This window comes from Streptomyces sp. NPDC019890 (assembly GCF_044903445.1).
GTDB lineage: Bacteria > Actinomycetota > Actinomycetes > Streptomycetales > Streptomycetaceae > Streptomyces.
The window spans coordinates 180428-193113 of record NZ_JBJDQK010000001.1; the positions used below are offsets into that span (position 1 = coordinate 180428).

The window sequence follows — 12686 nt, forward strand, 5'->3', positions numbered from 1 at the left end:
ACTGCGGTGAAACGCGCCTTTAACATCACCCTAGGAAAGATGTTCCAAGGGTCCCCGGATAGCGACCTGGACACCGAAGTTCCCTATTTTAAATCTGTGTCGATCCAATGGAAGGGCGTTCAAACCAACTCCGACATTCGCATGTGGGCAAGCCCCAGCGACCGTCGCGACCTGGCGGTCCGTCCGGGCGACCTACTGATTTGCGAAGGTGGCGACGTAGGACGAGCAGCTATTTATAGCGGCCCCGAGGGTGCCATCTTCGAGAAGTCAGTACACAGAGCTCGCCCCCTCCACGGATCCGACATCAGACACCTTTGGTATGTTATGCGGGCCCTACACAGTAGCGACTGGCTCGATTTCTTGTGCAATAAGGCTACAATTCCACACCTAACGGCAGAGAAGCTAGCTACGCTAGAGATTCCCCTACCATCAATGCCTGAGCAGCGTCGAATCGCGGACTATCTCGATTCCGAGGTTGGCAAGATTGACGCCTTGGTCTCGAAGAAGCAGCACCTGGTCACCCTGCTCAATGAGCGCATCGACAGTCGAGTCCTCCGCCACGTAGGAGCTAGTGCGCTCGTGACCCCTGCCACAGGAACGCGCGCACTGCCCATTCGTAGATTTCTGACCAAGGTAACTCGTCCACCGATGGCAGGTGTTGGTGTCATCACCGCATACCGCGATGGCCAGGTAACGGAACGCGCTGCGCGGCGCGCAGATGGCTATACGCTCTCTTCTAGCACCACACCTCAGGGGCAGTACGTTCAGGTTGGGGACGTTGTGGTGCACGGCCTTGACGGCTTCGCTGGAGCCATAGGTACATCCGAGGCCAGTGGCAATTGCAGCCCCGTCTACCACGTATGCGTCCCTAAGGGCGACAGCGATGCCCGCTTTATGGGACGACTTCTGAGGCTGCTAGCCCTTCAGGGCTATTTGGGCAATTTCGCGATCAGCACTCGCGAGCGGGCTGTCGACTTCCGCAATTGGGACCTTTTTGGTCGCATTCCCATTCCTGAGGTGCCTGCAGCCGAACAGTTGGAAATCAGCAACTGGATCAGCCAGTTGATTCCTTTGCGCTCGGCGATTGAGCGCTCCGCGTCACTGGCTGCTGAACGCCGACACGCCCTCATCACCGCCGCCGTAACCGGCCAGTTCGATGTAACCACCGCCAGCGGACGCAACGTAACCGAGGGGGTCTCCGCATGAGCCCCGTGCACGACGAGTCGTCCTTCGGGTCCGCCATCGTTGCTGCACTTTGCGAACGCGGATGGCGGGAGGCGAACCCGGAGGACTACCAGCCCGACCTCGGCCTGGACACCAACGAGTTGTTCACCTTCATCGGCGCCACCCAGCCCGACGAGTGGATCGAACTGCTCACCGTCTACGGCGGCAACCCCAACGAGGCGCAGCGTGGTTTCGCGCAGCGCCTCGACCGGGCCATCGCCGACGACGGGCTGCTCCACGTCCTCCGTAACGGGGTCAAGGACCGCGGGGTCCGTCTCCGCGTCGCCTACTTCAAGCCCAACCTCATCTCCGCCGATTCCGTCCTCAACGGCTACCGGGCCAACCGCCTCACCGTCGTCCGGGAACTCCCCTACGCCACCAAGCAGGCCGACTGGGGCCACCGCCTTGACCTCACCCTGTTCCTCAACGGCATCCCCGTCGCCACGGCCGAGTTGAAGAACCCGCTCACCGGGCAGGGCGTGGAGCAGGCCAAGGAGCAGTACCGGACCGACCGGGACCCGACCGAGCCGATCTTCACGCGTCGCGTCATTGCGAACTTCGCCGTCGACCCGGACCTGATCTTCGTCACCCCGCAACTGCGCGGCAAGAACACCCAGTTTCTGCCCTTCAACACCGGCTCGAACGGCCCCGGTCAGCCCGGCGGGTCCGGCAACCCCGCGCCCACCGCCCACGGCACGTACGCCACCTCCTACCTCTGGGAACAGGTCTGGCAGCGGGACAACTGGCTCGACCTCCTCCAGCGTTTCGTGCACCAGCAGAGGCACGAGACGCCTGGCGGCGGCACCACCAAGTCGACGGTCTTCCCTCGCTTCCACCAGTGGGACGTGGTCAAGAAGCTCACCGCGCACGCGTCCGTTCACGGTGCCGGCCAGAACTACCTGGTCATGGCCTCCGCCGGCTCGGGCAAGTCGAACACCATCGGCTGGCTGGCCCACCGCCTCAGTGACCTGCATGCCCGGACGGATCCGAGCGTCCTGAATCCCGATGCGCTCGCCGAGGGCCGTATCAAGCCGGGCGAACCCGTCTTCGACAAGGTCATCGTCATCACGGACCGTCGGAATCTGGACGCTCAGCTCCGGGAGACCGTCGGCAGCTTCAGTCAGACCGACGGCCTGGTCGTGAAGGTCGACGAGAAGCACGGCGCCAAGAGCGAGCAGCTCGCCCGTGCCCTCTCCCGGGACACCGGCAAGATCGTCACCGTCACCCTGCACTCGTTCCCGGCGCTGCTCGACTACATCAAGCGCAACCCCACCGAGATCAAGGGCACCCGCTTCGCGGTCATCGTCGACGAGGCACACTCCTCCCAGTCCGGTGACGCCGCCACCGCCGTGAAGTCCGCCCTGCGCGACCTCGGCCTGGACGCCGACTCGGACGACGAGGGCGCGACCACCGTCACCGTGGACGACCAACTCAAGGCGAAGGCGGTCGCGCGCTCCCGCGCCGCCAACCTCTCCTACTTCGCCTTCACCGCCACACCCAAGTCCAAGACCCTCGAACTCTTCGGCACGGAAGGCGTCGAGAACGGCAAGACCGTGTACCGCCCCTTCCACACCTACTCCATGCGCCAGGCCATCGAGGAAGGCTTCATCCTCGACCCGCTGCGCAACTACGTCACCTACAACACCTACTGGAAGCTCGCGAACCTCAACCGCGATGAGAAGGAGGTCGACCCCTCCAAGGCCAACAGCCTGCTCGCCCGGTTCGCGCTCATGCACGAGCACACGGTGTCCCAGCACGCCCAGGTGATCGTCGAGCACTTCGTCCACCACACCCGCGGCCGGCTCGGCGGACGCGCCAAGGCGATGGTGGTCACGGCCTCCCGTCACTCCGCCGTCCAGATGGCCCGCGCCATCCGCAGTTACATCGCCGACCGCGAGTACGACACCAAGCACCCGGATCTGGGCGTGCTCGTCGCGATCTCCGGCACCCTCACCATCGACGGTGAGGAGACCACGGAGGTCAAGGAGAACGGCGGCATCTCCGAGGCCGCGCTGCCGAAGGCGTTCGGCTACACCCGTGCCGACGACAAGGCCGCGAAGGCTGGCGGCAAGGGGCAGCAGGAGTACCGGATCCTGGTCGTCGCCGAGAAGTACCAGACCGGCTTCGACCAGCCGCTCCTCACGACGATGTATGTCAACAAGACGCTCACCGGCATCGCGGCCGTGCAGACCCTCTCGCGCCTCAACCGCACCGCCGAACGCAAGTCCCAGGCCGACCTCGCCGTCCTCGACTTCGTCAACGAGGCCGAGGACATCAAGGAAGCCTTCCGCCCGTACTTCGAGGAGGCGCACACCCTGCCCTCCGACCCGAACCTCCTCTACACGGCCCAGAGCCGCGTCATGTCCGCGCCGATCATCTCGGAGCAGGACATGAACGAGTTCGTCGCCGCGTACTTCGAGGCGGAGAAGAAGGCCGGCGGTGTCCAGTCCAAGTGGGAGAAGCTGCACGCCGAGTTGTACCGGCTCCTCTCCCCCGCTGTGGCCCGCTTCACCGCCCTGCTGGAGAGCGAGGAGGAGGACGACGTCGAGACGGCCGAGGAGTTCCGCGCCAACCTCAACGACTACGTCCGCAAGTACGGCTTCCTCGCGCAGATCGTCCCGTACCGTGACGCCGAGTTGGAGCGCCTGCACCTCTACGGGCGCCACCTCCTCAACCGGCTCCCCCGCCTCGCCGACGGCGGAGTCGATATAGGCGAGGTCGACCTCAGTCACCTGCGCGTCGAGAAGACCGGCGAGCACGACGTGTCTCTCAACCCCGAGGGTCCCGCCGAGCTCAAGGGCTTCGGCGACGGGGCCGGCAGTGCGAAGGACGCGGACAAGTCACTGCTGTCCGAGCTGATTGAGAAGTTCAACTCCAAGTTCGGTACGGAGTTCACCGAGGAGGACGTCCTACCGGCCTTCAACGCGACGAAGAAGGATCCCAAGGTCCGGGCCGCGGCCGTCGTCAACGACGAGGAGAACTTCGGGATCGTCTTCGACAAGAAGTTCGAGGAGAACATGATGGATCATGTCTCCACGATCGACACGCTCGGCAAGCGGTACTTCGGTACCGACCGGGACTTCAAGTCCAACCTCGACCGCAGCGCTCGCCGCGCGGCCTGGCGGATGATCCGCCGGGAGGAAGGACTGGACGACTTCTGAGACGAGCGGGGTCCGGTGCGCGCGCGCCGCACCGGACCCCGCTCGTCGTACGTCTGCGTTCAGCGACCTGAGGCCATCCGCACAAAGCCGGCCCACGCCCCCGACCCGAAGGACAGCCTGGCTTCTGCGGGCCGCTTGGAGTCACGCACCCATACAGCGTCGCTGGCCTCGGCAACCTCGATGCACTCGCCGCCCTCGCCACTGCTGTAGCTGCTCTTGAACCAGGCCGACTCAGGAACCGTCGGCTCATCCACTCGGTGGTTCATGTCCCTCCCAAGAGTCCTTCGACAAAGACCAGCGATTCCCGGGGAGTCAGGGCCTGGGCCCTGAGGATGCCGTACTGCTCCTCCGCATCCCGCACCTCCGGACGGTCGGTGTAGAGGCGGCTGTTCTGCTGAACCTCAACGTAGGCCATCCTCCGCCCTTCACGGTTTTCGATCAAGGTGAACGGGCCACCCAGGCCGCAGTGTTCGGTTCCCCCAGTGGGCATCACCTGAATCACGACGTTCCTCCGCTGACCGTGCAGCAGAATGTGTTCCAACTGCCCCCGCAGCACAGGCCATCCGCCGATTGGCCGCCGAAGGACCGATTCCTCGATCACGAAGCTAAGGGTCGGTAGCGGCTTGCGCGAGAAGATCTCCTGCCGCGCCAGACGGGCCGTGATGCGCTGCTCCACCGTTTCCTCATCCAGCAGCGGGCGTCGCATCGTGAACACGGTCCGCGCGTACTCCTCCGTCTGCAACAACCCCGGCACCGCCAAGGCTCCGTAGACGTGGAGGGACACCGCACCGGCCTCCAACCGAGCCATGTCTCTGAAGAATGCCGGGTACTGGGCACGCCCGACCTCTTCCTTAAGCGCCGTAAGAACCCCACCCGCCCCCAACACCTCATCCGCCTGCTCGATGAACTGAGGCTGCGGAATCCGCCTCCCCTGCTCAATGGACGCGACCGTTTCCCCCGAGTACCCGACCCGCTTCCCGAACTCCGCCCGCTCCAGCCCCGCCCGCGTCCGCAGCAGCTTCAACTGCCGCCCGAACGCGGTCACCACGCCCGTGCCAGGCTCATCCTCCGGCCGCCTCTGCTGCCGTACCGTCTCCTCGTCCCGCACCTCGGTCACCGCCTTGCCGCCTCTCCCCGCGTACCGTCCCGTACAGCGCCCGCGCCCGCCCCGTACGAAGGCCTGGTAGCGGCGCGTCACCACTGGTCACGCTAGGCCACAGCACGCCACCGTGAGCGCATGACTGCAACACAATCACCCGTCACGGTGCACCAGTTCACGATGCGCTTCAGCTCCACCCCGCGCGGCGCCCGCCTCGCCCGGCGCATGTGCGAGCACTGCCTGGATGCCTGGGGCGTCCCGCACGACAGCGACGCCCACGACATCGTCACGCTCGTGGCCGCGGAGCTGTGCGCCAACGCCGTACAGCACGGGCACGTCCCGGGCCGGGACTTCCAGGTGCATATGACGGCCTCCCCGTCGACCCGCACCGTACGGATCGAGGTCACCGACACCCGTGGAGAAAACGTCCCCCTCCTCCCCGCCGACCCGTCACCGGACGGCGAAAGCGGGCGCGGCCTGCTGCTGGTCGCGGCGCTGGCCGACCGCTGGGGCTGTTCGCCGCGCGCCGGTGGCGGGCCCGGCAAGACGGTCTGGGCCGAGTGCATCACTTACCCGGCATGACCTGATCACGCAAGCGGCACCCCCGCAGGTTGGACGCGCACGCCCTCGCCCGGAAGACTGATCCTCGAACACATCGGAGACCTCTGAAGACCTCTGAAGTCGTCTTCGGACACTCGACGCGGGCGGGGGCCAGGACCAGGTGCCGGACGGACGACGAATCGCGGGGCGCTACGAGCTGCTGGAGCAGTTCAGTCACGGGGGCATGGGGGACGTGTGGCGCGGCTACGACGCCGTGCTGGACCGGCCGGTCGCCGTGAAGCTGATTCGTCCGCAGGCCGTGACGTCGCCGCATCTGGCGGAGGAGTTCGCGAAGCGGTTCCGGCGCGAGGCCCGGGTCACCGCGCGCATCCAGCACCCGGGTGTGCCCCAGGTGTTCGACGCGGTGCTCGACGAGTCGTACGAGCAGCTGTTCCTGGTGATGGAACTGGTCGACGGCGTGCCACTGACCGCGTACGTGAGCCCGGACCGACCGCCGCTCCCCGTCAGCTGGGCGGTGGCCGTGGCGGCGCAGGTGGCGACCGTGCTGTCGTACGCGCACGACGTGCCCGTCGTCCACCGCGACCTGAAGCCCAGCAACATCCTCGTCGCCCGGGACGGCACGGTGAAGGTGCTGGACTTCGGCATCGCGGCGATCCTGCGCACGGACGTCACCAAGCTGACCGCCACAGGCAGCCCGGTCGGCACATACCAGTACATGGCGCCGGAGCAGGTGCGCAGCGCCCGGGTGACACCACGCACAGACCTGTACGCGCTCGGGTGCGTCCTGCACGAACTGCTGTGCGGACAGCCGCTGTTCGCGGGGGACAGCGAGTGGCAACTGATGATGCAGCACGTCAACGCGGCCCCCGTGCCGCTGCGCCGGCTGCGGGCCGACGTACCGGAGTCACTGGAAGAACTCGTCCTGCACCTGCTCCGCAAGGCGCCCGAGGCGCGCCCGGCGGACGTGCAGGAGGTGTACGAGCGGCTGCGCCCCTTCCTGCCGGTGTCCGGCGAGGAGTTCGAACCCGAGGCGGCGGGGCTCGCCGGGGCACCCGACCCGACCGGGATCTTCCGCCGCCCCTACGCGCCCCGCTCGCGCGCCGGAGCCACGGGCGCGCGGCAGAACGCGGCCGGCGCCGGGCCGGACGCGGTTCCGGCACCCGTGCTGCCGCCCGCCCAGCGTGACGAGCTGCGGGAGCAGATCCGCGAGGTGTACGAGCACTGCGCCGCGCTATGGGACGAGGACCGCTTCTCGCAGGCGGCCGAAGTGGTCGGCGAGATGATCGAGGCGGCCGCCCGGGTGCTCGGCGCGGAGAGCAAGGCGGTCCTCGCGCTCCGCAGGCGCCGGGCGTTCAGCCGTCAGCTTGCGGGTGATCACCGGTCCGCGTTGCCGGAGTTCGAGGCGCTGACGGACGCGTATGGGCGTGTCAGCGGGCCGAGCAGCGAGGAGGCCCTGGACTGCCGGGCCCAGGCGGCGCGCTGCCGCGGCGAACTCGGCCAGGTGACCGAGGCGCTGGCCGGGCTGCACGGCGTGCTCGACGCCGTCCGCGCCGTCGACGGTGACGTGAGCGAGAACGCGGTGGAGCTGCGCCGCGACATCGGCATGCTGTTGCTGGCCCAGCAGCGGGCGGCGGAGGCGTACGACGTCCTGGAGCCGCTGCACACGGACCTGTGCGTGGTGTTCGGCCCGGACGACGAGCTGACCGCCGAGGTGGCCGAGACCCTGGCGGTGATCCGTCTGGATCTCGACGGCGACAGTGCCGGTTCCTCGGCCTGACCTGGCCTTTGCCCGCACCGCGGGCGGCCAGGGCACTAGGATCTCCGCATGCCGCAGCTCGCCTTCGACATCGGTTTCTTCGCTGAACTCCCCAAGCTCCAGCCCCCGGTGAGAAAGGGTGTGCTCGACGCCTGGGAGAAGTTCAACCGGCTCACTCTGGACCAGCTCTTCCAGGATCAGGGTCTGAAGCTGGAAAGCCTCGTGAAGGCGAAGGACAAGCAGATCCGGACGATCCGCATCGACCAGTTCTGGCGTGGTGTGGTGCTCGCACCGCCCTCCGGGGACACCTTCGTCCTGCTGAGGGTGATGGCTCACGACAAGGCCATCGCCTGGGCCATGAAGCAGAAGTCCAGCATCAACGAGGTCACGCGCGCGGTCGAGATCCGGGACGCGGCGACCCTGGACGAGATCACGCCGGCCTATGAGCGGGTGGCCGAGTCGTCGCCGAAGCCCCGGCTGTTCGCGAAGTTCTCCGACGGGGACCTGAAGGCTCTCGGCATCGACGACGAGACACTGCGGCAGGCCCGGTCGCTCGTCGACCAGGAGCAGCTGGACGTCTTCGCACCGCTGCTGCCGCAGGACCAGCGGGAGGTGCTGCAGTACCTGGCCGCGGGCTGCACGGTGGAGGAGGTCTGGCAGGACATCGTGGCACCGGCGCTTCAGGCGTCCACGCAGCCGGTGGACACGCGGGACTACGAGACCGCGATCCAGTACACCCGGGCGCGCATCGCGCTGGTGACGGCTCCCGAGGAGCTGCGGGACATCCTCGAGAAGCCCTTCGCGGCCTGGCGGGTGTTCCTGCACCCCTCCCAGCGGAAGGTGGCCTCCCGGGCGTCGTACTCGGGCCCCGCGCAGGTCACGGGCGGGCCTGGCACCGGCAAGACGGTCGTCGCGCTGCACCGGGTGAAGCACCTGCTCGGCCACCTGCGCGAGGGCGACCGCATCCTCCTCACCACCTACACCAACGCGCTCGTGGGTGCACTCCGATCGGGCCTTGAGTCCTTGGTGGACGACCCGGAGCTGCGCGCACGCGTGGACACGTCCACCGTCGACGGCTTCGCGAGCCGGGTCGTCGCGGAGGCACCGGACGCGGTCCCGCTGCGGCCGCTGATGAACAACGAGGAGGTGAGCCGCTGGGGCAAGGCCGCCAAGGTGACGGGCTTCACCGGCAGCGCGCAGTTCCTCGCCCAGGAGTACCGGCATGTCGTCCTGGCGCAGGGCATCACCACCCTGGCCCAGTACGAGGCGGCGGACCGGCGGGGACGGGGCAGCCGGCTGACAACCGCCGAGCGGCCGCTGGTGTGGGAGACGGTGGAGCGGTTCACGGCCGACCTGGCCGCGGACGGGGCCCGGACCTGGCTGCAGACGTGCGCGGAGGCGGCACGGCTGCTGGAGGCTAAGGGGCCGCCGTACCGGCACGTCGTGGTGGACGAGGCGCAGGACCTCCACCCTGCGCAGTGGAGGCTGCTGCGCGCGGCCGTTCCCACCCGCCCGGACGACCTGTTCATCGCGGGCGATCCGCACCAGCGCATCTACGACTCGCGGGTGTCGCTGAAGTCGCTGGGCATCAAGGTGGCCGGACGGTCGGTGAAGCTGCGCAAGAACTACCGCAGCACCCAGGAGATCCTGCGCTGGTCCACCGCCCTGCTGATCGGCCGCCCGATCGCCCAGCTGGAGGACGAGGGCCGCAACGAGACCCTGCTCGGTTACCGCTCCGCCCTCCACGGCGACGGCCCCGTCGTACGGGACGCGTCGACCGAGGAGGCCGAACTGGACCTGCTCGTTGAGCAGGTGAAGGCGTGGATGGACGCGGGTGTCGGCGCCGGGGAGATCGGGGTCAGCGCCCGGTTCAACAAGACGTGCGCGAAGGCGGTCGCCCGCCTGAAGGACTCCGGCGTTCCTGCCGCCACCCTGCGCGCCTCCGACGCCTCCACCCAGGACGGGACGACCGTGCGCGTCGGGACCATGCACTCGTTCAAGGGCCTGGAGTTCCGCTGCGTCGCGGTCATCGGCGTCACCGAGGACGCGCTGCCGTTCCCTAAGGCGGTCACGCCGCCCGAGGTGGACCCCAAGCAGCACGAGACGGACATGCTGTCGGAACGCTGCCTGCTGTTCGTCGCCTGCACAAGGGCCCGCGACAGCCTGTACGTCTCCTGGTCGGGCAAGCCCAGTCCGTTCCTGGTGGAGGCGGGAGTGTAAAGCGAGTTCCTCACTGTCTGGTTCTGCCGACATGGGTCAGGCAGACTCTTCGTCAGAGCTTCGTGTCCCGCACAGGACACGGGCACGGAAACAGGAAGCTGCGCGGCCGACGGCGTTCTTCACTTTCCGGCCCGTCCGGGCGAGAGACCCGTCCGCCTCGCCTGCTACACGCCCTTCGTACTGCCCAAGCCGAAGAAGCAGCGGGTCGTCCACCTGCCGAGCGCCTCTTCACGGCACGGCGTCGCGGGGCACCTGATGAAGATCGAGCACCTGGGCAAGCAGGCCAGCCATACGGCCCAGGCCGCGTACGCCGAAGCTCATCGCAGCGCTGGCCTGACCGGGACTCATCAGCTGCCGAAGGGACACACCTACGTCAAACCTCACAAGCGCGGAGGCCTGACGTAGGCAGGCGGATGGAGGGGCCGTCCACTACCGAATGCTCTGCAACAACCGTCCCGTTGCAGTGACGGTCCAGAAGTTCCATCCGTTCCGATTCGGATTGACGTGCGGGTTCAGAGCATGGACCAAGGCGACCGCCGCCCCGCTGGGAGTCTCGTACTCGCCTCGCCCCGGACCGGAGGGGATCCTCACGACGCGGGACGCGGGATCGTAGTAGGCGTCGACTCGCCGGCCTTCGTAGGTCGCGTGGATCTCAACACCGTGCTTCGTGCGAAGCTCTTGGACCTCCGCCCCGACGAGCATGGGTGCGGTCGGGCCATCCACGATCAGCTGCTCGTCGGCAGGCAGCTCGTCGGCGTCCCGGTGGGTGGCCTGTGCGTCGTAGCGGGGAAGACCCAGCAGCTCGTTGAGGACGTTGGCCAGCAAACTCCGGCGTGCGGCCAGGAAGTCGGGGAAACGGTCCAGGGACCGCAACTCCGGATCGCCGGGGATCCACTGCTCGGCCAGGCGCTCCGACGCGATCCCCGCCATGTAGTCGACGGGCAGCCTGGAGGAGATCATCTTGTTCGTCTGACCGGTGACGAAGGCAAGGTTGGCGAGGCTGTTCCACTCCTCCTTCGCGTATGTCCCCTGGACTCGGGCGCGCGGGAACACGTGATGGAATTCGATCTTGGCGCCGCTGCTCATCGGCTGGTCGCTGATGGCGATGTTGGTCGCCCAGTCCCGCGCCGTGCTCCGCAACGCGGCGATGTAGAGCAGTTTGAAGAAGGGATGCGTGGAGTACTTCTGCTCCAGATCCCTCGGATGGAGGGCGCTGTCCCGGGACCGGGTGCCGGAGGCACGGCGGATGAGTTCGGCGAATAGGCCCTCTCCCTCACGCGATTTGATCAGCCTTGCCTCCGCGTCGAGCTTGCCCTCGACCTGTAGCGAGTAGTGGCTGAACGCCATCGCCGTGTACACCCAGCGGCGCAGCAGCTGAGCCTCCCCCGGACGCAGTTTGCCGTCCCGGTGGTGCAGCAGCAGGGCGGGCACGATGGTGACGTTCGGCGACGAGAGCACCTCGGACCGGGGGATCGCGCACTCGCCCTTCAGGAAGTCGATGGCGAAGCGCAGCGCCCTCTCGGTGGCGTGCCAGGCCTCCTTCAGAGCGGCTTCGTCCATGTCCGCCCCGATGAGCTTGATGTGATGGGCGCCGGTTCCCGCCAGAAGGCTCGTGAGACGCAGGACGGCTTCCCTGTTCAGGGCGAAGTTGCTGTCCCGCAGCTCCTGGTGGAAGGCGTCCATGGTGTCCAGGCCGTCGGACCAGCGCGCCGCGATGGCGCTGTAGACGAGGTCACCCTTGGAGAGCCTTCGACCGCCCTTGTTCAACCGGGCGAAGAGTTCGGCGACCTCCTCGTAGTCGTCGGACTCGTAGGTGATGACGGCGATCTCCTGCTTGCGGATGTCATGCACCTTCTGCAGGCGCTGCATCCATGCGCCGAACTGCGGGGCGGAGTAGTCGATCCCGGCTGCTTTGAGCACCTCGTGGTACTGCACGTTCTCCTGCAGCAAGGTGGAAACGGGGAACAGGAGCGGGTCCTTGCCTTGGATCGCGCTCGGGTTGACGAACTCCTCGGTGCGTACGTCGAAGCGCAGGTCGATGAGCCGGCCGTCCGCCTTCGACTCCGGCCGGTACACCCAGGCCAGGGAGGTCAACCGCTGTTGCCCGTCCAGGAGGTAGAGAGGCTGGTGCGCCGACTTGTCGGCCTGGACAACGGCAGCCGTCTTGAAGGGGACGGTCAGATTGGTCTTCCACAGCAGCAGGGCACCGACGGGGTAGCCCCGGTAGAGGGAATCGAAGAGATCGCGTACGTCGGGCCTCATCCAGACGAAGTCGCGCTGGATGGAGGGGATGACGACCTTGCCCTGCAGCAGGTCCTCGATTTGAGAAGCGATCTTTTGGTTTGCCAACCCCATGCTGCCCCCAGCCTGTGTGTGCTCCGCCACACACACGCTATCAACTGCCGAGAAGGGCCAACTGCGGCCGAGCGGAACCACCTTCGCTTGCCAGGGTCGTCGCGTACCCCGCTCGGCCCTCCGGATGCCCGTACCCACGCCCCTACGCCGAACTGGCAGACATGGACGGCACGACACGCTGATCGGATACAGCTCGGCCCTGCACGGTTTCGGACCACGCGTCCGCGCGGCGGAGATGGAGGAGGCTGAACTCGACGACCGGGTCGAGCAGGTGCGTGAGTTGGTGGACGGCGGTGCCGCGTACGAGGAG

At 67.2% G+C, this 12686-nt stretch carries 9 protein-coding genes; 6 read left to right on the forward strand and 3 right to left on the reverse strand.

Annotation, left to right across the window (positions count from 1 at the left end):
- Nucleotides 1-141 precede the first annotated feature (141 nt).
- Nucleotides 142-1206 (forward strand): restriction endonuclease subunit S, encoded by a 1065-nt coding sequence (locus ACI2LP_RS00765; RefSeq protein ID WP_404723025.1) that lies wholly within the window; start codon nt 142-144, stop codon nt 1204-1206.
- Complete coding sequence (locus ACI2LP_RS00770; protein WP_404722372.1) at nt 1203-4385, forward strand: type I restriction endonuclease subunit R; 3183 nt, start codon at nt 1203-1205, stop codon at nt 4383-4385. The genes ACI2LP_RS00765 and ACI2LP_RS00770 overlap by 4 nt, the downstream gene beginning before the upstream one ends.
- A 59-nt stretch (nt 4386-4444) precedes the next feature.
- On the opposite strand, the gene ACI2LP_RS00775 is transcribed toward ACI2LP_RS00770, so the two are convergent.
- Both ACI2LP_RS00775 and ACI2LP_RS00780 read right to left on the reverse strand, forming a co-directional pair.
- Complete coding sequence (locus tag ACI2LP_RS00775; protein ID WP_351812801.1) at nt 4445-4651, reverse strand: DUF397 domain-containing protein; 207 nt, start codon at nt 4649-4651, stop codon at nt 4445-4447.
- Nucleotides 4648-5502 carry a helix-turn-helix domain-containing protein gene (locus tag ACI2LP_RS00780; protein ID WP_404723026.1) on the reverse strand — a complete coding sequence of 285 codons (855 nt, stop codon included), beginning with the start codon at nt 5500-5502 and terminating at the stop codon, nt 4648-4650. Before ACI2LP_RS00780 ends, ACI2LP_RS00775 begins: the two co-directional genes overlap by 4 nt.
- Before the next feature lie 120 nt (nt 5503-5622).
- Between ACI2LP_RS00780 and ACI2LP_RS00785 the strand changes: the two genes are divergently transcribed.
- The 4 genes from ACI2LP_RS00785 to ACI2LP_RS00800 all read left to right on the forward strand — a co-directional run bounded on the left by ACI2LP_RS00785 (nt 5623) and on the right by ACI2LP_RS00800 (nt 10426).
- Nucleotides 5623-6066: an ATP-binding protein gene (locus tag ACI2LP_RS00785; RefSeq protein WP_404722373.1), complete on the forward strand. Its 444-nt coding sequence runs from the start codon at nt 5623-5625 to the stop codon at nt 6064-6066.
- 202 nt (nt 6067-6268) lie between these two features.
- On the forward strand, nt 6269-7822 hold the full coding sequence (locus tag ACI2LP_RS00790) for a protein kinase (RefSeq protein WP_404723027.1): 1554 nt from the start codon (nt 6269-6271) through the stop codon (nt 7820-7822).
- 48 nt (nt 7823-7870) lie between these two features.
- On the forward strand, nt 7871-10021 hold the full coding sequence (locus tag ACI2LP_RS00795; RefSeq protein ID WP_404722374.1) for a UvrD-helicase domain-containing protein: 2151 nt from the start codon (nt 7871-7873) through the stop codon (nt 10019-10021).
- A 255-nt stretch (nt 10022-10276) separates the two neighbouring features.
- Nucleotides 10277-10426, forward strand: a complete 150-nt coding sequence (locus ACI2LP_RS00800; RefSeq protein WP_404722375.1) for a hypothetical protein — start codon at nt 10277-10279, stop codon at nt 10424-10426.
- A gap of 24 nt (nt 10427-10450) precedes the next feature.
- On the opposite strand, the gene ACI2LP_RS00805 is transcribed toward ACI2LP_RS00800, so the two are convergent.
- Nucleotides 10451-12376, reverse strand: a complete 1926-nt coding sequence (locus ACI2LP_RS00805) for a DUF262 domain-containing protein (protein WP_404722376.1) — start codon at nt 12374-12376, stop codon at nt 10451-10453.
- Nucleotides 12377-12686: the final 310 nt, after the last annotated feature.